The 21,414-nt window shown below is 73.9% G+C and carries 22 protein-coding genes; 7 read left to right on the top strand and 15 right to left on the bottom strand.

All coding sequences use genetic code 11. The annotated features are described in order from the left end of the window. Window positions 1–132 precede the first annotated feature (132 nt). Window positions 133–1,161, top strand: coding sequence for a phosphatase PAP2 family protein (locus ABZ920_RS17445; protein WP_361504998.1), 1,029 nt, complete (start codon window positions 133–135; stop codon window positions 1,159–1,161). A 119-nt stretch (window positions 1,162–1,280) separates the two neighbouring features. Here the strand turns inward: ABZ920_RS17445 and ABZ920_RS17440 are convergent, their stop codons facing one another. The 4 genes from ABZ920_RS17440 to ABZ920_RS17425 all read right to left on the bottom strand — a co-directional run bounded on the left by ABZ920_RS17440 (window position 1,281) and on the right by ABZ920_RS17425 (window position 4,774). Beyond that, window positions 1,281–1,496 (bottom strand): I78 family peptidase inhibitor, encoded by a 216-nt coding sequence (locus tag ABZ920_RS17440; RefSeq protein ID WP_361504996.1) that lies wholly within the window; start codon window positions 1,494–1,496, stop codon window positions 1,281–1,283. 420 nt (window positions 1,497–1,916) lie between these two features. Continuing rightward, complete coding sequence (locus tag ABZ920_RS17435; protein WP_361504993.1) at window positions 1,917–2,954, bottom strand: YafY family protein; 1,038 nt, start codon at window positions 2,952–2,954, stop codon at window positions 1,917–1,919. A 141-nt stretch (window positions 2,955–3,095) separates the two neighbouring features. Then, window positions 3,096–3,830, bottom strand: coding sequence for an ABC transporter permease (locus ABZ920_RS17430; RefSeq protein ID WP_361504990.1), 735 nt, complete (start codon window positions 3,828–3,830; stop codon window positions 3,096–3,098). 2 nt (window positions 3,831–3,832) lie between these two features. After that, window positions 3,833–4,774: an ATP-binding cassette domain-containing protein gene (locus tag ABZ920_RS17425; protein ID WP_361504987.1), complete on the bottom strand. Its 942-nt coding sequence runs from the start codon at window positions 4,772–4,774 to the stop codon at window positions 3,833–3,835. 107 nt (window positions 4,775–4,881) lie between these two features. Here ABZ920_RS17425 and ABZ920_RS17420 point away from each other — a divergent pair, with 107 nt between their 5' ends. Together ABZ920_RS17420 and ABZ920_RS17415 are read left to right on the top strand one after the other, a co-directional pair. Further along, window positions 4,882–6,093, top strand: a complete 1,212-nt coding sequence (locus ABZ920_RS17420) for a histidine kinase (protein WP_361504984.1) — start codon at window positions 4,882–4,884, stop codon at window positions 6,091–6,093. 18 nt (window positions 6,094–6,111) lie between these two features. Next, window positions 6,112–6,774 (top strand): response regulator transcription factor, encoded by a 663-nt coding sequence (locus tag ABZ920_RS17415; protein WP_361504981.1) that lies wholly within the window; start codon window positions 6,112–6,114, stop codon window positions 6,772–6,774. Window positions 6,775–6,934: 160 nt separating this feature from the next. On the opposite strand, the gene ABZ920_RS17410 is transcribed toward ABZ920_RS17415, so the two are convergent. Further along, window positions 6,935–7,606 carry a transglycosylase family protein gene (locus tag ABZ920_RS17410; protein WP_361504978.1) on the bottom strand — a complete coding sequence of 224 codons (672 nt, stop codon included), beginning with the start codon at window positions 7,604–7,606 and terminating at the stop codon, window positions 6,935–6,937. A gap of 550 nt (window positions 7,607–8,156) precedes the next feature. Here ABZ920_RS17410 and ABZ920_RS17405 point away from each other — a divergent pair. Both ABZ920_RS17405 and ABZ920_RS17400 read left to right on the top strand, forming a co-directional pair. Further along, window positions 8,157–8,966: a hypothetical protein gene (locus ABZ920_RS17405; protein WP_361504975.1), complete on the top strand. Its 810-nt coding sequence runs from the start codon at window positions 8,157–8,159 to the stop codon at window positions 8,964–8,966. A gap of 47 nt (window positions 8,967–9,013) precedes the next feature. Beyond that, window positions 9,014–9,436 carry a hypothetical protein gene (locus ABZ920_RS17400; RefSeq protein WP_361504973.1) on the top strand — a complete coding sequence of 141 codons (423 nt, stop codon included), beginning with the start codon at window positions 9,014–9,016 and terminating at the stop codon, window positions 9,434–9,436. A 213-nt stretch (window positions 9,437–9,649) separates the two neighbouring features. On the opposite strand, the gene der is transcribed toward ABZ920_RS17400, so the two are convergent. The 5 genes from der to aroH all read right to left on the bottom strand — a co-directional run bounded on the left by der (window position 9,650) and on the right by aroH (window position 14,670). Then, window positions 9,650–11,131, bottom strand: a complete 1,482-nt coding sequence (der, locus tag ABZ920_RS17395) for a ribosome biogenesis GTPase Der (protein WP_361504970.1) — start codon at window positions 11,129–11,131, stop codon at window positions 9,650–9,652. Between the two features lie 74 nt (window positions 11,132–11,205). After that, entirely contained in the window at window positions 11,206–11,802 is a 597-nt protein-coding gene (locus tag ABZ920_RS17390; RefSeq protein ID WP_361505207.1) for a lysophospholipid acyltransferase family protein, read from the bottom strand. 53 nt (window positions 11,803–11,855) lie between these two features. Continuing rightward, window positions 11,856–12,551, bottom strand: a complete 696-nt coding sequence (cmk, locus tag ABZ920_RS17385) for a (d)CMP kinase (RefSeq protein WP_361504967.1) — start codon at window positions 12,549–12,551, stop codon at window positions 11,856–11,858. A gap of 665 nt (window positions 12,552–13,216) precedes the next feature. Continuing rightward, complete coding sequence (locus ABZ920_RS17380) at window positions 13,217–14,311, bottom strand: prephenate dehydrogenase (RefSeq protein ID WP_361504964.1); 1,095 nt, start codon at window positions 14,309–14,311, stop codon at window positions 13,217–13,219. Beyond that, window positions 14,308–14,670, bottom strand: a complete 363-nt coding sequence (aroH, locus tag ABZ920_RS17375) for a chorismate mutase (RefSeq protein ID WP_361504961.1) — start codon at window positions 14,668–14,670, stop codon at window positions 14,308–14,310. The genes ABZ920_RS17380 and aroH overlap by 4 nt, the downstream gene beginning before the upstream one ends. 245 nt (window positions 14,671–14,915) lie before the next feature. Here aroH and ABZ920_RS17370 point away from each other — a divergent pair, with 245 nt between their 5' ends. Both ABZ920_RS17370 and ABZ920_RS17365 read left to right on the top strand, forming a co-directional pair. Then, window positions 14,916–15,386 carry a Rieske (2Fe-2S) protein gene (locus tag ABZ920_RS17370; RefSeq protein ID WP_361504958.1) on the top strand — a complete coding sequence of 157 codons (471 nt, stop codon included), beginning with the start codon at window positions 14,916–14,918 and terminating at the stop codon, window positions 15,384–15,386. A gap of 22 nt (window positions 15,387–15,408) precedes the next feature. After that, entirely contained in the window at window positions 15,409–16,194 is a 786-nt protein-coding gene (locus ABZ920_RS17365; protein ID WP_361504955.1) for a nucleotidyltransferase domain-containing protein, read from the top strand. 89 nt (window positions 16,195–16,283) lie between these two features. Here the strand turns inward: ABZ920_RS17365 and ABZ920_RS17360 are convergent, their stop codons facing one another. The 5 genes from ABZ920_RS17360 to ABZ920_RS17340 form a co-directional block, all read right to left on the bottom strand. Next, window positions 16,284–17,369, bottom strand: a complete 1,086-nt coding sequence (locus ABZ920_RS17360) for a pseudouridine synthase (RefSeq protein WP_361504952.1) — start codon at window positions 17,367–17,369, stop codon at window positions 16,284–16,286. Next, entirely contained in the window at window positions 17,369–18,052 is a 684-nt protein-coding gene (gene scpB / locus ABZ920_RS17355) for an SMC-Scp complex subunit ScpB (RefSeq protein WP_361504949.1), read from the bottom strand. The genes ABZ920_RS17360 and scpB overlap by 1 nt, the downstream gene beginning before the upstream one ends. Then, on the bottom strand, window positions 18,049–19,113 hold the full coding sequence (locus ABZ920_RS17350) for a segregation/condensation protein A (protein ID WP_361505205.1): 1,065 nt from the start codon (window positions 19,111–19,113) through the stop codon (window positions 18,049–18,051). Before ABZ920_RS17350 ends, scpB begins: the two co-directional genes overlap by 4 nt. 429 nt (window positions 19,114–19,542) lie before the next feature. After that, window positions 19,543–20,100: a hypothetical protein gene (locus ABZ920_RS17345; protein ID WP_361504947.1), complete on the bottom strand. Its 558-nt coding sequence runs from the start codon at window positions 20,098–20,100 to the stop codon at window positions 19,543–19,545. After that, on the bottom strand, window positions 20,097–21,233 hold the full coding sequence (locus ABZ920_RS17340) for a ParA family protein (protein ID WP_361504944.1): 1,137 nt from the start codon (window positions 21,231–21,233) through the stop codon (window positions 20,097–20,099). Before ABZ920_RS17340 ends, ABZ920_RS17345 begins: the two co-directional genes overlap by 4 nt. Window positions 21,234–21,414: the final 181 nt, after the last annotated feature.

Below are 21,414 nucleotides of genomic sequence, written 5' to 3'. Positions count from 1 at the left end.
CCTGCCGTGCGCCCGCGGCATTTCACGACGGCGGAAAAGCAACGCCGGCTGAGAGCAATCCCACATCACATCGTCATCACAAACCCCGTGCTTCGTCAGGGAGGTGAGCTCACTCCCTGTAACGTCGATTAGGTGCGTACCGAACGAACCCTCACCCGCCTGGACCGGGTGTTCGCCAGGCTGGACCGTGAGCCGCAACGGCCGGCGCACATCGACGTGCCGAGGATGAGCCGGCACCGGGTCGTGCTGTTCTCCTCGACCCTGGCCTTCTACCTGGCGATCGTCTGGGCCGTGGTGACGACCTCCTGGCTGGTCCGGCTGGACTGGCAGGTCATGTTCTTCCGGCCGTACCAGCAGTGGCCGCAGATCCACGCCTTCCTCGACTACTACGTGGTGCTGGGCCAGCGCGGCCCGACCGCCGTGATGGTCGCGGCGTGGCTGGGCTGGCGCTCGTGGCGGCAGCACACCCTTCGTCCGCTGCTCACCCTCGCCGCGTCGCTGCTGCTGCTGAACGTCACGGTCGGCGCCGCGAAGCTCGGCATGGGACGTCTCGGGCCGCACTACGCGACCGTGATCGGCTCGAACGAGATGGGCCTGGGCGGCGATATATTCCCCAGCGGCCACACCGCGAACGCCGTGGTGACCTGGGGCATCCTGGCCTATCTGGCCTCCACGCCGCAGGCGCGGCGCTGGTTGTCGGCGCTGTCCGCGGTGACGTCGCTCGGGGTCGGCCTCACCACCGTGTACCTGGGGACGCACTGGCTCAGCGACGTGCTGCTCGGCTGGGCCGCCGGGCTGCTGATCCTGCTGGCCCTGCCGTGGTTCGAGCCGCTGATCGCGGGGGCCGAGGCCGCGCTGTTCGAGCTGCGCGACCGCCTGCGCGACCGTCGCGGCCGCGTCGCGCCGGTGCCCGTGCCGACCGCCCCGGCCGGGGCGCCGGTGCCGCTGGGCGCGCACACCCGCGCCCCGGAGGAGGCACCGGCGGCCTGCGAGGGCGTCACTCCCCGCGCGCCCAGGACGCCGATCTACCTCGCCCCGGGCCCGCACGCGACCCGTTCGGAGCGCACCCCGGTCACTCCCGTGGGCAGCCGCAGGCCCCCGCACGCCGACCGCGTCGCGCGTGCCACGCCCTCGGCGGCCCGTCCTCTGACGGGCAACTGACCTCCCGCACCGCCGGGCACCGGCGCCGCGGGAGGCCGCGCCCGGTGCGCACCTCCCTCACACGGGGCGAGGGCCCCGGTGCCCGTCCGGGACGCCGGGGCCCTCGCCCATCAGGTGGCTCAGCCCTTCCAGGCCCGGGCCACGCGGCCGTCCGTCACCTCGAAGTTCAGCCGCCCGACGCGGTACTCCATGGTGATGACCGTGCCCGGTTCGAGGGACCGCACGGTGGTCCAGCCGCGCTCACGCGCGAGGTGCTCGGCGCGCTCGGCGTCGAGGCCGACGTACCCGTCCGGACTGTCCTGGGGCTCCGCTGACGGAGCGGGAATCGGTGCCATGCCGCCACGCTAGGCGCAGGACGCGGCCCGGGGAAGTGCCCCGGAACACCGGGATCACACATCCCCCTCCGGTCACACTTCTGTCACAGGCACGACACCCGTCCCGGCCCGCCCCTTCACCCGCGCGGCCGATTCCGTCACCCTTTCGCGGGAATGCGCACGCGATTCCCCGGACCGGCACGGCACGGCCGTAAAGCGCGCGGAAATGCGCCGTGAGAACCGGCCGGGGGCGGCGGCACATTATTTCCCGGTGAATACCGCGGGTCGGGGGACAGGCGCCACCACAGGAAATCCACCGCTTCACCACCGACCCCCCGCAGGCCCCCGCCGCGGAGCACGAGGGAGGCGGACGGCGCCCCTGGCCCCGGCCGGCCGCTGCCCCCGCGGGCGGTCCCTGTCCGCCGCCGCGCCGCGGGGTCGTCACGCCGCCCCGGTTCCGTCGCGGACCTTCGACGTCCTGCCTTCGCCGTCCGGGGCACGCCGGCCAGTCCCCTCGGACCGGGCGAGGGCGGCGTCGAGCCGGTCGCGCGCCGACCTGATCGCCTCCGTCAGCTCCGCGGGCTCCAGCACCTCGAACGGCAGGCCCGTCATCATGACGTGCACGACCATCACGTCGAGGGTCGCCGCACCCGTCCGCAGCACGCACGCGCCGGGCCCGTCGGCCTCCAGCGTCCCCGCCGAGGGCGAGACGCGCTCCGCGGCCTCGGCGAGCGGGACCAGCAGGCGGACGACGGCGTGGGTGGCGTACGCGTGCGTGGAGACGCCCTTCGAGACATAGGCGGCGAGGTCGTCGGCGGGCGGGGTGCGCGGGGTGAAGCGCGGCCCGTGCGGCGGTGTCGGGGTAATGCGGTCGACCCGGAAGGTGCGCCAGTCGTCGCGGTCGAGGTCCCAGGCGACGAGGTACCAGCGGCGCTCGGTGCACACCAGGCGGTGCGGTTCGACGGTGCGGCGGGTCACGGTGCCGTCGTGGCTGCGGTACTCCAGACGGAGCCGTTCGGCGTCCCGGCACAGATGGGCCAGCTCGGTCAGGACGGCCGGGTCGACGGTGGAGGGCTGCGGGCCGCGCAGCATCGGCACGGTGAAGGCGTTCAGGGCGCCGACCCGGCGGCGCAGCCGGCCCGGCAGCACCTGCTCCAGCTTGGCCAGGGCCCGCACCGACGTCTCGCCGATGCCCTCGATGCCCTGCCCGGCGGCCGTGCGCAGTCCGACGGCGACGGCGACCGCCTCGTCGTCGTCCAGGAGCAGCGGCGGCAACTCGGCGCCGGCGCCCAGCTGGTAGCCGCCGCCCGTGCCGGGACTGGCGTTGACGGGGTAGCCGAGTTCCCGCAGCCGGTCCACGTCCCGGCGCACCGTGCGCGCGGTGACGCCGAGCCGTGCGGCCAGTTCGGAGCCGGACCACTCACGGTGGGCCTGGAGCAGTGAGAGCAGGCGCAGCAGTCGTGCCGAGGTCTCCAGCATGCTTCGAGTCTGCCAGGAGTCGCGGACAGCGACTGTCCGCAAGTGTCCCCCGAGGACGCCGCACTTCGCGGAACCGGTCCGCGCCGGACCTCCTCGCAGCAGTCCGGGACGGGCGGCGGGCGCCCGCCGGCCACCGAGCGGTCAGGCATCACGCCGGCGCACCGCCCACCGACCGGCCAGGAGCGCGGCTGCCGCCCACAGCGCTGTCACGGCGAGACCTGCCCAGGGGCCGACGTCTCCTGCCGGGTCCTGGTGCAGGACCTGCTGCCCGGCACGATCGGGCAGATAGGCGGCGGCACCCTCCGCGACGCCCCCGACCACGAAGGACACGATCAGGATGAACGGGATGAGCAGGCTGAGCACCGCGACGGCGCTGCGCAGCAGGAAAGTGAGTCCCGTGGCGAACAGGGCCATCAGAGCGAGGTAGATCCCCCCGCCGACGCAGGCCCGCAGCGCTCCCGGCTCATCGAGGCCGATGGCGTACTCTCCCAGGAACGCCTGGCCCGCGAAGAAGGTGGCGAACGCGGTGGCGAGTCCCACAACGAGGGCGGCGGTGGCCACGACGGCCGTCTTGGCCGCGTAGAAAAGGCCCCGGCGCGGCACCGCCGACAGGGAGATCCGCAGGGCACCGCCCGCGTACTCGGAGGACACGGCGGTGGCCCCGAAGGCGATCGCAGCGATCTGCGCGAAGTTGAGCGCGTAGAAGGCCCCGAAGACGGGATCCTCGCCGCTCTCCGCCTCTGCCCGGCCCACGGTGGCGAAGACGAGCAGCGTGATCGCCACCGTGGCGGCGAAGACAGCGAGGAGCGATCCGAAGCTCGCACGGACCGACCTGATTTTGATCCACTCGGAGTGGAGCACCGCGGAAACGGACATGGTCAGGCCTCCTGCGTGGTGGTCGGGGACGCGGGGGTCGCGGAGGCGAACTCCCCCTCGGCCGCCGTGAGAGCGAGGTAGGCCTGCTCCAGGGAGGCACGCTCGTCGGTGAGTTCGAAGACGGGAATGCCCTCGCGGGCGACGACGGCCCCGATCTGTTCGGCTGTGGCGCCGTCGACGACCCATCGGCCGTCATCGCCTTCCGCGACCGTGTGTCCCCGGGCCACCAGTGCGGCCCGCAGCCGGCCGGGATCACTGGTGCGGACGCGTACGCGCGGATGGCTGTGCTGTTCGATGAAGTCCTGTGTCGGGACGTCGGCCAGGAGCCGGCCCCTGCCGAGGACGACGAGATGGTCGGCGAAGGCCGCGGTCTCGTTCATCAGGTGGCTGGAGACCAGGACCGTGCGCCCTTCGCGGGCGAGCCGGCGCAGCAAGCGGCGCATCCGGACGATCCCTTCCGGGTCGAGCCCGTTGGTGGGCTCGTCCAGCATGAGGACGGGTGGATCCCCGAGGAGCGCGGTGGCGATGCCGAGGCGCTGGCGCATGCCGAGCGAGAAGGTCCCGATGCGACGGTGTGCCACACCGGTGAGACCGGTGTCCTCCAAGACCTCCGCCACACGGCGTGCCGGGAGGCGGTTGCTGACGGCGAGGAAGCGCAGATGATCACGGGCGGTGCGGGAACCGTGGGCCGCCTGCGCGTCCAGGAGGGCGCCGACCGTGCGCAGGGGCTGGCGCAGCGTCGCGTAGGGGCGGCCGCCGACCGTGGCGGTGCCGGAGGTGGGGCGGTCGAGGCCGAGGACAAGGCGCATGGTGGTGGACTTGCCGGCGCCGTTGGGGCCGAGGAAACCGGTGACCCGTCCCGGAGCGATGCTGCACGTCAGGCGGTCGACGGCCCGGGTGCCGCCGTACTTCTTGGTGAGTTCTTCGACGTCGATGCTGGTCATGGCCCCAGCGTTGCCGGGAGAGCGCGGACGGACATCCCCCGTCCGAGGAGAGCGTCTCCCCCGCACGGGGGAGACGGCGGCCCCTGCTGCTCTGCCACGATGACGGCATGCCGGGCTTCCTGCTGCCGTTGACGCGTGCGGTCACCTACACCCGCTGGCTGCACACGCTCGTGGGTGCGATCGTGCCGTTGGCCTGCGCCATGGTCTATCCCGGGCTGAGCGACCCGTCACCGCACGACTGGCTGCTGATCGCGGTCCTTCCGATTCCCCTGGCTCCGGCCGCCGCCATGGTGCCCTCGGTCCGCCGTGCGGAGGGGCTGCAGGCGCGGCTGATGCTGTTTCCCGGACCGCACGCCCGCGTGCGGAACGACGAGGACCCGGGTGTCTCCACCGTTTCCTCCGCGTCGTGGGCCGACCGCGCCAGAACCGGCGCCTGGCTGGCCTTGCGTCTGGAAGCGGGGCTCGCCCTCGCACTGGTGACCAACGCACTGCTGGCGCTCACGCTGTCGCTCGCCGGGGCGGCCGCCGGCGACCCGGGCCTCCCCGGCCCGCTCCCGTACGTTCAGGGGGCGGGCTGGGTGTACGTCCTGCTGGCACCGGTGCCCGTGCTGGTGCTGGTCATGGTGGCCGCCGGGGCGGGGGCGCTCATGGCCCCGGCCGCTCGCATGCTGCTCGGACCGTCGGTCAGGGAACGGCTGGCCGAGTTGGAGGAACGCACCGAGCGGCTGCTGGAACGCAACGACATCGCACGGGAGTTGCACGACACTCTCGGCCACGCGCTGACCCTGGCCGTGGTGCAGGCGGGTGCCGCCCGGGCGGCCGGCGACCCGGACTTCACCGACCGGGCGCTCAAGGCCATCGAGGAGACGGGACGGGCCGCGCTGGAGGACCTGGACCGTGTCCTGCTCGTCCTGCGCGAGACAGGGCAGCCGGCCGGCGCACGTCCGGCTCTCGACGAGGCGGGCCGACTGCTGGATTCCGCCCGGTCCTCGGGTGCCGAGGTCGACGCCGAGGTGACCGGGCCGTTGGAGGACCTTCCGGCCCCGGTGTCCCGCGAGGCCTACCGGATGCTCCAGGAGGCCCTCACCAACGTGCTGCGGCACGCGGGCCCCGTGCGCATCGGCGTGCGCATCGCCGTCGAATCGGCGCGGCTGCGGCTCGAAGTGCGCAATCCGCTGCCCGATCCGGCACCGGTGCCTGGCGCGGGCGGCGGCCGAGGGCTGCGCGGGATCCGTGAGCGGGCCGCGCTGCTAGGGGGCGGGGCCTGGGCGGGACGGCACGGCGGCCACTGGCTGCTGCACGTCGATCTGCCGCTGTAGCTGACCTAGGCTGACCGGATGCCCCTCACCGTTCTCCTGGTCGACGACGAGCCGCTCGTACGGGCCGGACTGCGGGCCGTGCTGGAGGCTCAGCCGGACATCGCAGTAGTGGGCGAGGCCGCCGACGGGGCCGCCGTGATCCCCCTGGTACGGCAACGGCGCCCCGACGTCGTCGTCATGGACGTCCGCATGCCGCTGATGGACGGCATCGAGGCCACCCGGGCGGTGCTGCGCACCATGGCGGACCCACCGAAGATCGTGGTGGTGACAACCTTCGAGAACGACGAGTACGTGTACGGGGCGCTGCGCGCCGGCGCCGACGGCTTCCTGCTCAAGCGGGCACGGCCGGCGGAGATCGTGCACGCCGTACGGCTGGTGGCCGAGGGCGACTCCCTGCTGTTCCCGGCGGCGGTGCGGCGGCTGGCCTCCTCCTACGGCCGGGCCCACGGCGGTACCGCGGCCCTGAGTGCCGTGGAACGTGCCGCACTGACCGAGCGCGAGGGGGAGGTGCTGCGTCTCATGGCACGAGGCCTGTCGAACGCGGAGATCGCCGCGCACCTGGTGGTGGGGACCGAGACCGTGAAGTCGCACGTCAGCTCCGTACTGGCGAAACTCGGCGCCCGGGACCGCACCCAGGCGGTCATCGCGGCGTACGAGTCCGGCTTCGTCTCGCCGGGCTGAGGATCGGGCGGCGACCGGTGACTGGGCCGCGCGCCGGCTGCCCGGCGCGGCCGCAACGGGCCTGCCGGACAGCCGGCGCACGTGCTCGCGGACCGGCCGCGCCCGCCGGCGGGTGGGCCGGTGGGCGCCGCCGTGCGGTCCGCGGCGGGGAGGCGCCGGCTCAGAGGGCCAGGCGCTGACCGGGGAGGATCACGTCGGGATCGTCGCCGATGACGGCCCTGTTGAGGGCGTGCAGCCGCTGCCAGGTGGTCCCGTGCCGGGCGGCGATGCCGCTCAGCGTGTCGCCCGCGCGGACGATGTAGTCGCCGCGGGACGCGCCGCGGTCCGGGTGGTCCGGCGCCCGGTCCGGCGCCTTCGCCGGCCGCTGCGCGGGGGCCGTCGCACGGGCCGCCTTCCGCGCCGGTGCGTGACCCGGCCGGGCCGATCCGTTTCCCGTCCCGGTGGCGGCCGGTGCGCTGCCGGACGCTCCGGCCCGGGCCGAGCAGACCGGCCACGCGCCCCATCCCTGGGCGCGCTGGACCCGGGTGGCGACGGCGATCTGCTGGGACCTCGAGGCCCGGTCGGCGGTCGGCGCGTAGGCCGTACCGCCGTAGGCCCGCCAGGTGCCGGCGGCGAACTGGAGCCCGCCGTAGTAGCCGTTGCCGGTGTTGATGTGCCAGTTGCCGCCGCTCTCGCACTGGGCGATGCGGTCCCACACTCCCCCGTCCGCCGCCCGGGCGTCGCCCGTCGCGGCCAGCAGCCCGAGCGGGGCGAGCAGCGCCGCCCCGGCGAGAACCGCCGCCGTCCGCGCCTTGCGGACGGTGTAGCGGGTGGTATCGGCACAATCGGACATGTGGATCCCTCCGGGAGGACCCGGGCTCCCCCGGGGCGGGGCGCGCTCCGCGCGCTGGGGCGCGGCCGTCACGCTCCGCCCCCGTCCGCCGTGAGGGCGTGCTGTCGAACCGGTGTCGTACGGGTGCCGTACGGTCGGCGGACGTACCCGAGCGGTGCTCGTTGCACACGGCGGAGGAATGTAGGGAGCGACTCGGCCCGGAATCAACCAATTACCGGTCGCCGCTGGCCAGTTGCTCGTTACTGAAGGTATCGGCGATTTCCGGACACCCACTTCATTCGTTGATTTCCTGATTTTTCGACCACGCGCCACGAGTTCCTGTGACCCACCTCACGCACTCAACCTTTCCTGGGCGCCGGGGAGTTGACGACGAGTGACAGCTTCCGCACGGCACGTGACCCTCCGCGTCGGACGGTTCGATTCCGTTCGGCGTGGTGCGTGACTCCCGCCACAGATCGGCCGTTGTCATCTTCATGAGCCGGGAGCCCACCCGGTTCCCGGGCCGGGAGCCACCCGGTCCCGCCACGCACCGCATCCGAGGGAGCCACCCGTGCCGCGCATGCTCGACGTCAGCGACGCCGTTCGCGCCGAGATCGGCGACGAAGAAGCCGACCGGCTGCTCGCCGGAGAGAACGCCCCGGGCAGTTACGACTGCACGTCCTGCCGCACCCCGGGCGACTCCGGGCAGGAGCGCACCAGCACCGTCCTGTTCATCGGCGACGAGACCGCCGTCCTCGCCTTCGCCCACGCCACCTGCCTGCCCTCGCAGGTCGTCCAGGTCACGGAGGAGCAGTTGCAGGGCGCGGTGCGCTCCATCAACGCCGGCTCCCGGACCGCAGAACCGGAACTGCCGCCGCAGCCCGCCACGGTCGTGCCCGAGCAGGCCGTCCTGGGTGTGACCAGCGGACTCGTCCTGATCGCCGGGGAGTTGCACCCGGCGCTGGTCGTCGAGCCGACCGCCCCCATCGCGCGCCCGGGTGCCGGCGCCACCGGCGGCACCGGTGACGACTTCCTGCCGCTGCTGGCCGAGCAGGGCTTCGTGCCCGTGTCCGGCCTGACCGCCGTGCCCCCGGTCCTGCACGGCTGGTCGGTGCTGGTCGCCATGGGGCAGCTGCACGCCGTCCTGCAGCCCGGCGGCAACGGGGGCCAGCCGGTGGCCTGGTGGCAGGCGCACCAGCCGCTCCAGGTCACCGACGGCTGGCGGGCGGCGGCGAACAAGCACCAGCAGGTCCTCATGTTCGCGGCTCCGGTGGGGTCCATCGGACGGCAGCCGCGGGAGGACCTGCTGCGCGACGCCCTGGACCGGGCGGCGGCCGCCGGCCGGCTGGTCGCGGCCGCGATGCCGCTGGCCGGGACCTGAGCCCCCGGACACCGCATCCCTTCCGTGCCGGGGTCGTTTGGACATACGTGCACGCATATGACGTTCCCCGCCGCCAGTCCTACCCGCCCATCCCCGCCCCGAGTTCCCGCCTGGGCTCGACCGGGCAGGTGCCGGCCTCACGGACGGGCCAGGATCCGCACGGCGCCCCTTCGGCCACGCCGATCTACGACGCGCTCTACGCCGAGTACGTCAAGTCCTACCGGACCCTGCCGGGCGACCGCAGCGGCGAGGAGGACCTGCACTTCGTCGGGTTCGGGAACCTGGCGCACGGTACGGGCTCCTACGGTTCGAGCACGTACGGCGCCTACGGCACGGACGCGTACGGCACCCGGCACGGCACCGGTGAGCAGCAGGCGCAGTGGCAGCGCGTGGGGACGATCGGACGGCAGGGCACCGGGACGCACCACGTACCGGCGGCGCTGCCGCCCGCGCCGCGCCGGGGGCTGTGACGCGGCAGGCAGGAGGGGGGGGGGCCCGGGGGGGGCCCCCCCCCCCCCCGGGGCCCCCCCCCCCCCCCCCCGGGCGGGGGGGGGGGGGGGTGGGGCGCGCGCGGGGGCCCCCCGGCCGGGGGGGGGGGGGTGCGGGGCGGCCGGCGGGGGGGGCGCCCCGGGGGGGGGCCGCCCCTCCTGCCTGTCCGCCCGCCGCGCGGGCCGCCTGCCCGGTTACTTCTTCTTCGCGCCGCGCTTCTCGCGCACCCGCACCGAGATGTGGATCGGCGTGCCTTCAAAGCCGAACTCCTCGCGCAGCCTGCGCTCGATGAAGCGCCGGTAACCCGCCTCGATGAAGCCGGAGGCGAACAGCACGAACCGCGGCGGCTTGGTGCCGGCCTGCGTGCCGAACAGGATGCGCGGCTGCTTGCCGCCCCGGATCGGGTGCGGGTGGGCGGCGACCAGCTCGCCGAGGAAGGCGTTGAGCCGCCCGGTCGGCACCCGGGTCTCCCAGCCGGCGAGCGCGGTCTCGATCGCCGGGACCAGCTTCTCCATGTGCCGGCCGGTCCGCGCCGAGACGTTCACCCGCGGCGCCCAGGAGACCTGCCCGAACTCGGTCTCGATCTCGCGCTCCAGGTAGTAGCGGCGCTCCTCGTCCAGGGTGTCCCACTTGTTGTAGGCGATGACGAGGGCGCGGCCCGCCTCGACGGCCATGGTGACGATCCGCTGGTCCTGCACCGAGATGGATTCGGAGGCGTCGATGAGGACGACGGCCACCTCGGCCTTCTCCACGGCGGCGGCGGTGCGCAGCGAGGCGTAGTAGTCGGCGCCCTGCTGGAGGTGCACGCGCTTGCGGATGCCGGCGGTGTCGACGAACTTCCAGGTCGTGCCGCCCAGTTCGATCAGCTCGTCGACCGGGTCGCGGGTGGTGCCCGCCAGCTCGTCGACGACGACGCGCTCCTCGCCCGCCACCTTGTTCAGCAGCGAGGACTTGCCGACGTTCGGACGGCCGATCAGGGCGATGCGGCGGGGTCCGCCGACGGCGGTGCCGAAGGTCTGCGCCGGGGCGTCGGGCAGCGCCTCCAGAACGCGGTCCAGCATGTCGCCGGTGCCGCGGCCGTGCAGCGCGGAGACCGGGTGCGGCTCCCCCAGGCCGAGGGACCACAGATAGGCGGCGTCGGCCTCACCGCTCGGGCCGTCGACCTTGTTGGCGGCCAGCACGACCGGCTTGCCGGCCTTGCGCAGCAGGCGCACGACGGCCTCGTCGGTGTCCGTGGCGCCGACCTTGGCGTCGACGACGAAGACGACGGCGTCGGCGGCCTCGATGGCGTACTCGGCCTGCGCGGCCACCGAGGCGTCGATGCCGAGGACGTCCTGCTCCCAGCCGCCCGTGTCGACGACCTTGAACCGGCGGCCGGCCCACTCCGCCTCGTAGGTGACGCGGTCGCGGGTGACACCGGGCTTGTCCTCGACGACCGCCTCGCGACGGCCGATGATGCGGTTCACCAGGGTCGACTTGCCGACATTGGGGCGGCCGACGACGGCGAGCACGGGCAGCGGGCCGTGTCCGGCCGCCTCGATGGCGCCCTCCACGTCCTCGATGTCGAAGCCCTCGTCCGCGGCGAGCTGCATGAACTCCGCGTACTCGGCGTCACCGAGTGCCCCGTGCTCGTACTCGTGCTCCGCCGAGCCGTCGGGCTGGATGTCGTCGTTCATGAAGTCCGTACCTCGTCGTTCATTGTGGTGATCGGTGGCGCACCCCGGCGGGTCATCCACTACTCAAGTGTCGCCTAGCGCCCGGTGAGGCGCCTGGCGTTTTCCAGGTGGGCGGTGAGCTGCTTCTGGATGCGCTCGGTCGCCTCGTCCAGCGCCCGGCGCGTGCGCCGCACCGCCGCGCCGGTGTTCTCGACTGCCGGGAAGGGGTCGCCGAAGACGACGTCCACGCGGGAGCGCAGCGGGGGCAGCGCCCTTGTCAACCGCCCGCGCCGGTCAGAACTTCCCAGCACGGCCACCGGGACGATCGGGGCGCCGCTGCGCACCGCGAAGTACGCGAGCCCGGCCCGCAGGGAGGCGAAGTCGCCCTCGCCGCGCGTGCCCTCCGGGAAGATCCCGAGGACGCCGCCGTTGTCCAGGACGCCGAGCGCCGTGGTGATGGCGGTGCGGTCGGTGGTGTGGCGGTCCACCTTCAGCTGGCCGATGCCGGTCAGGAAGGGGGCGAGCGGGCCGACGAACGCCTCTTTCTTGATCAGGAAGTGGACCGGCCTGGGGGCCACGCCCATCACCATCGGGCCGTCGATGTTGTGGGAGTGGTTGACGGCGACGATCACCGGACCGGTGGCGGGCATCCTCCAGGCGCCGAGGACGCGGGGACGCCACAGCCCGTACATCAGCCCGACGCCGATCCGCCGGCCGACGTCGGCGCCGCGCTCCGACGGAAGGCTCACCTCGCGGCCCGCTTCTCCTCGACGAGGGTGACGACGCACTCGATCACCTGCGTGAGCGTGAGCTCGGTGGTGTCCACCTCGACGGCGTCGTCCGCCTTCGCCAGCGGCGAGGTCTTGCGGCTGGAGTCGGCCGCGTCCCGCTTGATCAGGGCCTCGCGGGTGGTGTGGACATCGGCGCCCTTGAGTTCCCCGCTGCGGCGGGCGGCGCGCGCCTCCGCGGAGGCGGTGAGGAAGATCTTCAGGTCCGCGTCGGGCAGCACGGTGGTGCCGATGTCACGGCCCTCGACGACGATGCCGGCCGGGGCGGAGGCGGCCAGCGAGCGCTGCAGCTCGGTGATCCGGGCGCGCACCTCCGGGACGGCGCTGACGGCGCTGACCTGGGAGGTGACCTCCTGGGTGCGGATCGGCCCGGAGACGTCCACGCCGTCGACGGTGATCGTCGGGTGGGCCGGGTCGGTGCCGGAGACGATCTCGGGCTTGCCGGCCACCGCGGCGATCGCGGTGGGGTCCTCGACGTCGATCCCGTTGGTCACCATCCACCAGGTGATCGCCCGGTACTGGGCGCCGGTGTCCAGGTAGCTCAGGCCGAGCTGCGCGGCCACGGCCTTCGACGTGCTCGACTTGCCCGTGCCGGAGGGGCCGTCGATGGCGACAATCACGGGCTGGGCGGTCCGGGCGGCGCCGTTTTCCACAGCGGGGCACCTTCCTGGTGAAGGGTGGTGGCGGGTCGACGGGACGCGAGGGCGCCCCGCACAAGGTTACTGGCTCCAGGACCCCCCTCCGACGGGCGGCCGTCGTCCACGGCGGAAAGCCCCGCCGCGGCCGGCGGCCGCACCACGCACGACGGCCGCGCCAAGCGCCGCCCTCTCGGGGACGCCCCGGCTCACGGCGGACGACGCCGCCACTCGCCTGTCCCGCGCCCGTCACGGGTCGGCCGGTTCCGGACGACCGGCGTGGACGCCCGGCGCAGGCTCGCGGCGGATGACCCGGACGACCGGTGGACGCCTGGGGAGAACCGGCGGACGGGCGGTCCGCAGGCCGGCCAGCGCCCGACGTCGGCCCTACCGCGGACGACTTCGAGCCCGGCGGATCCCCAGGAGAACCGGCGGACGGCAGGACGACCGGCGGACGGGCGTCCGGACGCCCGACGCCCGGCTCGGGGGTGGGCCCCCGGGTCAACGGCGGCCGCCCGGCCCTGGTGCGCGCCCGGCTTCCGGCGGATCGCGCGCCCACCGCGGGCGGGCCCTGCGGCGGGCGCCGGGGTCCGCCGAGGCACGCCCCCGGCGGACGGCCCCCGTACCGGGACGGCCGGCCGCGCGGGCACTCTCCCGCCCCCCGGCGGGCCCGCGCCGTGCGGCTACTGCCGGATGGCCCAGCCCCGTTCCCGCAGGGCGGTCGTCAGGACCGGCGCCGCCTTGGGCTCCACCATCAGCTGCACCAGGCCGGCCTGCTGCCCCGCGGCATGCTCGATGCGCACGTCCTCGATGTTGACCCCGGCCATCCCCGCGTCCGCGAAGATGCGGGCCAGCTGTCCGGGCTGGTCGTCGATGAGGACCGCGACGACCTCGTACTCCCGCGGCGCGGAGCCGTGCTTGCCGGGGACGCGGACCTGGCCGGCGTTGCCGCGGCGCAGCACGTCCTCGATGCCGGCGGCGCCTTCCTCGCGCTTGGCCTCGTCGGAGGACTGCAGGGCGCGCAGCGCGCGGACCGTCTCCTCCAGGTCGGCGGAGACGTCGGCGAGGAGGTCGGCGACCGGCCCCGGGTTCGCGGACAGGATGTCGATCCACATCCGCGGGTCGGAGGCGGCGATCCGCGTCACGTCCCGGATGCCCTGGCCGCACAGCCGTACGGCCGCGTCCTCGGCGTGCTCCAGGCGCGCCGCGACCATGCTGGAGACCAGGTGGGGCATGTGGGAGACGAGGGCGACGGCGCGGTCGTGGGCGTCCGCGTCCATCACCACGGGCACCGCGCGGCAGTGCGAGACCAGTTCGAGCGCGAGGTTGAGGACCTCGGTGTCGGTGTCCCGGGTCGGGGTCAGCACCCAGGGGCGCCCCTCGAAGAGGTCGGCGGTCGCGGCCAGCGGGCCGGACTTCTCCCGGCCCGACATCGGGTGCGTGCCGATGTAGCGGGACAGGGCCGCCGGGTCGAAGCCGAGTGCCTCCAGGGCACGGCGCGGGCCGCCCTTGACGCTGGCGACGTCCAGGTATCCGCGTGCCAGGTCCCGGCGCATGGCGTCGGCGAGCACGCCGGCCACGTGCGCCGGCGGAGCCGCGACGATCGCGAGGTCGACGGGGCCCTGCGGCGCCTCGTCCGTCCCGGCGCCGAGCGCGGCCGCCGTGCGGGCCTGCTGCGGGTCGTGATCGGCGAGGTGGACGGTGACACCGCGCCGGACGAGGGCCAGGGCGGCGGAGGTGCCGATGAGCCCGGTGCCGATGACAAGCGCGGTCCTCACTGGGCGATGTCCTTGCGCAGGGCGGCCGCGGCGCCGAGGTAGACGTGGACGACGTCGGCGCGCGGCCGGTCGGTCTCGATGTGCGCGAGCACGCGGACGACTCGCGGCATCGCGCCCTCGATGTCCAGCTCCTGGGCGCAGATCAGCGGCACGTCGACGATGCCCAGCTTGCGGGCGGCGGCCGCCGGGAAGTCGCTGTGCAGGTCGGGCGTGGCCGTGAACCAGATGCTGATCAGGTCGTCGGTGGTCAGGCCGTTCCGCTCCAGGAGGGCGGTGAGCAGGGACCCTACCTGCTCGTCCATGTGACCGGCCTCGTCCCGCTCCAGTTGGACGGCCCCCCGGACCGCTCGTACCGCCACGGTGGTGCTCCTTGCTGACGTGCGTATCGGCTCGCGTCCAGCCTAGTCAGACCCGGCCCGGCCGGTCGGCGGCGCCCGCCCGCTGAGACGGCACGGGTGCGCGCCACGGGTACGACATGCAGCGCTACGGAATGCCCCTTACGCGCTACTGTGTCCCGGCTTGCTTCGTCCTGATCGTTTTCGGTGCGAGGATGCTGCCGCTCCGCTCGGAGCGCCCCCTCCCCCGGGATCTTCGGAGTGACGACATGACCCACAGCTCTTCGCGGCGCACGGTTCTGGCAGCGGGCGCGGCGGCGCTCGTCGCGGCGGGATGCGGCAGCAACGACTCCGCCGCTCCCGGGGCGCCCTCGACGCCCTCCGGGTCCTCCGTGCCGCCGTCCTCGCCGGCCGGGAAGTCCTCCGCGCCGGCCGCCACCGAGGCGGCCGGTGTCAGGGAACTGACGACGACGGCCGACATCCCGGTGGGCGGCGGAACGGTCTTCACCGATCACAAGGTCGTGGTGACCCAGCCGGTCAAGGGCGAGTTCAAGGCCTTCTCGGCGGTCTGCACCCATCAGCGCTGCACGCTGAACCAGGTCGCCGACGGCAGCATCCACTGCCCCTGCCACGGCAGCCGCTTCCGCGTCGCGGACGGCTCGGTGGCCCAGGGCCCGGCCACCACTCCCCTGCCCGCCGAGCGGATCACGGTGGAGGGAAATTCGATCCGCCTGGCGTGAGGCCCCGCGTACGCTGCCCGCCATGCAGCCCGAGGACCTGGTACGCGACCACACGATCTACGCCTGTGTCATGGGCTCGCGCGCCTTCGGTCTGGCGACGGAGGGCAGCGACACGGACCGCCGGGGCGTGTTCGTCGCCCCCACCGCCCTGTTCTGGCGCTTCGAGAAGCCGCCGACGCACGTGGAGGGGCCGCTGCCGGAGCAGTTCGGCTGGGAGCTGGAGCGCTTCTGCGAGCTGGCGCTGCGCGGGAATCCGAACGTCCTGGAGTGCCTGCACTCGCCGCTGGTGGAGCACGCCGACGACACGGGCCGTGAACTGCTCGCACTGCGCGGGGCGTTCCTCTCCCGCCGGGTGCGGGAGAGCTTCACGCGCTACGCCCTCGCGCAGCGCCGCAGACTGGAGGCCGACCTGCGCCATCAGCCTTGGCCCCGCGACTCCGCCCCGGCAGGCGGGACCAGCGCCGCCGCCCGCCGCTGGAAGCACGCGATGCACATGCTGCGCCTGCTGCACAGCGCCCGCGGCCTGGTGCGCACGGGCCGGCTGGCCGTCGACGTCGGGGACGAGCGCGAGCGCCTGCTGGCGGTCCGGCGCGGGGAGGTCCCGTGGCCCGAGGTGGACGCGTGGACGACCCGCCTGGCGGCGGAGACCGAGAAGGCCTCCCACCGGACACCGCTCCCGCCGGAGCCGGACCGCCGCCGGGTGGAGGACTTCCTGGTCCGCGTCCGCCGCGCCTCGGCCCTCCGGCCGCTCCCGGACCGTGAAGGCGTGCGGGGCGTCGTGCCCCCGCGGCGCGCCGGGCAGCTCTGAGGCGCCCCGCGCGACGACCGGCCCCGGAGCGGGGCCGGTCCGGAGCGGGGGCCGGTCCGGACCGGCCCTGGAGGTCTCCGGCGCGAGCCCTAGAGGTCGACCTCCTTCATCAGCATGCCGACCTCGGTGTTCGACAGGCGGCGCAGCCAGCCGGACTTCTGGTCGCCGAGGGTGATGGGCCCGAAGGCGGTGCGGACCAGCTTGTCGACCGGGAAGCCGGCGGTCGCCAGCATCCGGCGGACGATGTGCTTACGGCCCTCGTGGAGGGTGACCTCGACGAGGTAGTTCTTCCCGGTCTGCTCGACGACCCGGAAGTGGTCGGCGCGGGCGTAGCCGTCCTCGAGCTGGATGCCGTCCTTCAGCTGCTTGCCCAGGTCCCGGGGGATCGGGCCGACGATGTGCGCGAGGTAGGTCTTGCGCACGCCGTACTTGGGGTGGGTGAGCCGGTGCGCCAGTTCGCCGTGGTTGGTGAGGAGGATGATGCCCTCGGTCTCGGTGTCCAGCCGTCCGACGTGGAAGAGCCGCGTCTCGCGGTTGGTGACGTAGTCGCCGAGGCACTGGCGGCCCTCCGGGTCCTCCATGGTGGAGACGACACCGGCGGGCTTGTTCAGCGAGAAGAACTGGTACGACTGCGTGGCCACGGTCAGGCCGTCGACCTTGACCTCGTCCTTCTCCGGGTCGACCCGGCGGCCCTGCTCGAGGACGATCTCGCCGTTGACCTCGACCCGGGCCTGCTCGATCAGCTCCTCACAGGCGCGCCGGGAGCCGTAGCCGGCGCGCGCGAGCACCTTCTGCAGCCGCTCGCCCTCCTGCTCGGCGCCGGGGAAGGTCTTGGGCAGCTTGACGTCCTTCCTGCCCGCGTACCGCTCCCGGTTGCGCTCCTCGATCTGCGCCTCGTACTCGCGCGGGCGCGCCGGGGCGGTCCGGCCGCGTCCGCCGCCCTGCTGCGGGGACTGCCCGGGCTGCCGGGGGCCGCCCTTCGCGCCGCCGCGGGCCGCACCGCCACGTCCGGACTTCGGGCCGTCCTTCGTGGCGCCGGGGCCCACGTCGTAGCGGCGCTCCTCGGGGCGGGGCTTGCGGGGACGGCCCTGCCCCTGCTTGTCGTCCCTGTCGTTGCCGGCGCCGCGGTGGTTGCCGCGCCCGCCGTGTCCGCCGTTCCTGCCGCTGCTTCGCATCAATGTTCCGTCTGGTCGTCTGCGTCGTCGGTTCCCGGGGTGACCGGGGTGCCCGGGCCGTCATCGGGTGCGTCCGGGTCGAACGACGGTACGCCCTCCTGGGTCTCGGCCTCGATCGCCTCCGCCTCCGGGAGGAAGGGCGCGAGCTCCGGGAGCTCGTCCAGACCGCGCAGGCCCATCCGCTCCAGGAAGTAGTTCGTCGTCCTGTACAGGATCGCACCTGTTTCGGGTTCCGCGCCCGCCTCCTCGACCAGACCGCGCTGGAGCAGGGTGCGCATCACGCCGTCGCAGTTCACTCCGCGCACGGCGGAGACGCGGCTGCGGCTGACGGGCTGGCGGTAGGCGACGACCGCGAGCGTCTCCAGTGCGGCCTGGGTGAGCCGGGCCTGCTGCCCGTCGAGGACGAAGCCCTCGACGGCGGCCGCGTACTCGGGACGGGTGTAGAAGCGCCAGCCGCCGGCGATCAGCCGCAGCTCGAAGCCGCGTCCCTGGACCGTGTACTCGTCGGCGAGCTCGCGCAGCGCGTCCGCGATCCGCCCGCGGGGGCGCTGCAGTATCTTCGCCAGGTGCTCCTCGGTCGCGGGCTCGTCCACGACCATGAGGACCGCCTCCAGGGCGGGCTTGAGGTCGAGGTCCGCGACCGTGCGCCCTCCCGCCGGTGCGCCGGTGGTCTCCTCGCTCACGGTTTCGCCTCCTTGGCCGTCCCGGGCCGCTCGGGCGGCCGGTCGAACTCGTCCGTCACATGCGGAGCCGTGTCCCCGTCCCCGCCGGTCCAGCGCACCAGCAGTTCGCCGAGTGCGGTCTCCTGCTCCAGCGCCACGGCCTTCTCGCGGTACAGCTCCAGCAGGGCCAGGAAGCGGGCCACGACGGTGAGCGTGTCGTCCGTGTCCTCCGTCAGGGCGCGGAAACTGGCCTCGCCCAGCTCCCGCAGCCGCGCGACGACGACCCCGGCCTGCTCCTGCACGCTCACCAGGGGCGCGTGGATGTGGTCGACGTACACCTGCGGCTTGGGCCTGGGCTGCATCGCCTTGACGGCGAGCCGGGCCAGTCCTTCCGCGCCGACGGTGATGACCACCTCGGGCAGCAGCTCCGCGTGGTGCGGTTCCAGGCCGACGGTACGGGGGTGGCGCCGGGCCTCCTGGTCGAGGCGGTGGCTGAGGATGTCGGCGATCTGCTTGTAGGCGCGGTACTGCAGCAGGCGGGCGAACAGCAGGTCGCGTGCCTCCAGCAGCGCCAGGTCGGCCTCGTCCTCGATCTCGGCGGCGGGCAGCAGCCGGGCCGCCTTGAGGTCGAGCAGTGTGGCCGCCACGACCAGGAACTCGGTCGTCTCGTCCAGGTCCCAGTCCGGCCCCATGGCCCGGATGTGCGCCATGAACTCGTCGGTGACCTTGGAGAGGGCGACCTCGGTCACGTCCATCCGGTGCTTGGAGATCAGTTGGAGGAGCAGGTCGAAGGGCCCCTCGAAGTTCGACAGGCGCACCCGGAAGACGCCGTCGCCGCCGTCGCCCTCCCCGGGCACGGCCCCGCCGGCGGCCTCGCGCGCCGCTGCGGGCTCCGGGACGGCGGCCCCCTGCCCTCGGGTGGCCTCCCGCCCGTCGGCAGCCGACGGGTCGTGGCCCGGCCGGCCGGCCTGCCGGGCGCTCGTTCCGCCGGGCGACGGGAGTGCCCCCCGCCCGTCGGTGTCTTCGCGGTCGGGCGCGGCCGAGGGCGCAGGGGAAGCCGGACGCTCAGGGAATGCCGGAATCCCAGGGAAAGCTGGACGCTCACGGGAGGACGCATGCTGCGGGGAGGACGGGCGCGGCGTCCCACCGGCGACCGCCGGTACCTCCGGCTCGCTGGCCGACGCCTCCCGGCCGGTGCCCGGCGCCTCCGGCACGCTGTCCGGTACCGCCCGGCCGCTGTCCGGCGCCTCCGGCACGCTGTCCGGTGCCCCCGGCTCGGTGCCCGGTACCGCCCGCTCGGCCTCTGCCGCCTCCCGCTCCGCCACCGGCCGACCGCCGCCCGCCGGAGGTGCGACGGACCGCGCCGCCGCCCGGGGCGCCGCCGGCGCCTCCGGCTCGGCGCGCGGAGCGCTCGCGCCCGGCCCCCGCCCCAGCGCGCGCCGTCGGCCGGCGAAGGCGCCCGGGGCGGGAGGGGGAACGTCGTTCGAGGTCATGACCCCCGCAGGCTACCGCTACCGCCCGCGCAGCCGTCGTACGAGGATGCTGGCGTCCCCCCGGGTCTCCAGGTCCGCGAGCACGACCGCGACCGCCTCGCGGACGATCCGCCCGCGGTCGACGGCCAGCCCGTGCTCGCCGCGGAGCACCAGGCGCGCGTGTTCGAGGTCCATGAGCTCCTCGGCGGAGACGTAGACCGTGATCTTCTCGTCGTGCCGCTCCCGGCCGCTGGGCCGCCGTGTCGCGGTCCGCCCGCGCTTGCGGGGCTGGGCGGCGGCGGAAGCGCCGTCCGGTGCTCCCTGGGGGCGCCCGGAGCGCTCGCCGGCCGCGCCCCGGCTGCGGGACTCCCCCGCGTCGGCCGCGTCGGTGCCGACGGCGACGTGCTCGGCGCCCTCGCCGTCGCCGCCCCGCGCAGGCACCGCCTGCGGCGCGTCGTCCGCCGGGGCGGCGGGGTCGCTCTCCCCCGCCGGAGCGGGGACCCGGGCCTCGCCGTTGGCCTGGCGCCGGGGAGTGGAGGGCTGGAGCGCCATACCCCCTGTCGTGCGGAAGAGTTCGTCGGCCCCGGGGAGACTCACTCGGCGTGACACCGGGCGAGCACCTCCCTGGCGAGCTGGCGGTAGGCGGCGGCACCGACGGAGTTGGAGGCGTACGTGGTGATCGGCTCACCGGCGACGGTGGTCTCGGGGAAGCGGACCGTGCGGCCGATGACCGTGTGGTAGACGTGGTCGTCGAACGCCTCGACGACCCGCGCGAGCACCTCACGGCTGTGCACGGTGCGCGAGTCGTACATCGTGGCGAGGATCCCGTCGAGCTCGAGCTCCGGGTTGAGCCGCTCCTGCACCTTCTCGATGGTCTCGGTCAGCAGGGCCACACCGCGCAGCGCGAAGAACTCGCACTCGAGCGGCACGATCACCTTGTGCGCGGCCGTCAGGGCGTTGACGGTGAGCAGCCCGAGCGAGGGCTGGCAGTCGATGACGATGTAGTCGTAGTCGGACAGCAGCGGCTTCAGGGCGCGCGCCAGCGTCGACTCGCGCGCGACCTCGCTGACGAGCTGCACCTCGGCCGCCGACAGGTCGATGTTGCTGGGCAGCAGGTCCATGTTCGGGACCGCGGTCTTCAGCAGCACCTCGTCCGCGGACATGCCCCGCTCCATGAGCAGGTTGTAGACGGTGAGGTCGAGCTCCATCGGGTTGACGCCGAGACCCACCGACAGCGCGCCCTGCGGGTCGAAGTCCACGAGCAGCACGCGCCGGCCGTACTCCGCGAGCGCGGCACCCAGGTTGATGGTCGACGTGGTCTTGCCGACGCCGCCCTTCTGGTTGCACATCGCGATGATCTTCGCGGGGCCGTGGTCGGTCAGCGGGCCCGGGATCGGGAAGTACGGCAGCGGGCGGCCGGTCGGGCCGACGCGCTCACGACGCTGGCGGGCGGCGTCGGGCGCGAGCGTGGCCGCGTACTCGGGGTCCGGTTCGTACTCGGCGTCGGGGTCGTAGAAGTGCCCGTCGGGCAGTTCGTCGTAGTCGGCGAAGTGGTTGTGGGACGCGCCACTTCCGTCGCCGGCCATGGCGTTCACGTGTTGGCCATCCATGCTCTGGTGTGCTGACGGAGTCATTCCTGGCTTCTGGTGACTCTGGTGGGCTGCGAAGGTGCGCACCGCGACGGAGCCGACAGCCTCGAGCCCTGTGGGGCTCTGGCCCCGCGCAGGCATTCCTGGTTGACCACCCCCGGGAGAAAATGTCGACTCATTCACAAGTCGTCTTACCTCCTTGGTGACCAGGAAACTTCTAGACAGGTCAGCGTGGCACCATGCCGACGGTTGGCGACTCTATGGCGTGTCGGCGGTCCGCAGCAACACAATCGCCCGGACCCGGCCCGATGTGTCGGCCATG

Source organism: Streptomyces sp. NPDC046831 (assembly GCF_040645305.1).
GTDB lineage: Bacteria > Actinomycetota > Actinomycetes > Streptomycetales > Streptomycetaceae > Streptomyces.
The sequence above is the reverse complement of the archived record's forward strand: the minus strand, read 5'-3'. Positions and strand labels throughout refer to the sequence as shown.

Coding starts and splice junctions, on each gene's coding strand:
- ABZ920_RS17340 (WP_361504944.1), bottom strand. CDS start 21,233: ATGCCTGCGCGGGGCCAGAGCCCCACAGGGCTCGAGGCTGTCGGCTCC.
- ABZ920_RS17425 (WP_361504987.1), bottom strand. CDS start 4,774: ATGACCAGCATCGACGTCGAAGAACTCACCAAGAAGTACGGCGGCACC.
- ABZ920_RS17440 (WP_361504996.1), bottom strand. CDS start 1,496: ATGGCACCGATTCCCGCTCCGTCAGCGGAGCCCCAGGACAGTCCGGAC.
- ABZ920_RS17420 (WP_361504984.1), top strand. CDS start 4,882: ATGCCGGGCTTCCTGCTGCCGTTGACGCGTGCGGTCACCTACACCCGC.
- ABZ920_RS17370 (WP_361504958.1), top strand. CDS start 14,916: ATGACCCACAGCTCTTCGCGGCGCACGGTTCTGGCAGCGGGCGCGGCG.
- ABZ920_RS17430 (WP_361504990.1), bottom strand. CDS start 3,830: ATGTCCGTTTCCGCGGTGCTCCACTCCGAGTGGATCAAAATCAGGTCG.
- ABZ920_RS17390 (WP_361505207.1), bottom strand. CDS start 11,802: ATGTACGGGCTGTGGCGTCCCCGCGTCCTCGGCGCCTGGAGGATGCCC.
- ABZ920_RS17415 (WP_361504981.1), top strand. CDS start 6,112: ATGCCCCTCACCGTTCTCCTGGTCGACGACGAGCCGCTCGTACGGGCC.
- ABZ920_RS17410 (WP_361504978.1), bottom strand. CDS start 7,606: ATGTCCGATTGTGCCGATACCACCCGCTACACCGTCCGCAAGGCGCGG.
- ABZ920_RS17360 (WP_361504952.1), bottom strand. CDS start 17,369: ATGCGAAGCAGCGGCAGGAACGGCGGACACGGCGGGCGCGGCAACCAC.
- ABZ920_RS17365 (WP_361504955.1), top strand. CDS start 15,409: ATGCAGCCCGAGGACCTGGTACGCGACCACACGATCTACGCCTGTGTC.
- ABZ920_RS17435 (WP_361504993.1), bottom strand. CDS start 2,954: ATGCTGGAGACCTCGGCACGACTGCTGCGCCTGCTCTCACTGCTCCAG.
- der (WP_361504970.1), bottom strand. CDS start 11,131: ATGAACGACGACATCCAGCCCGACGGCTCGGCGGAGCACGAGTACGAG.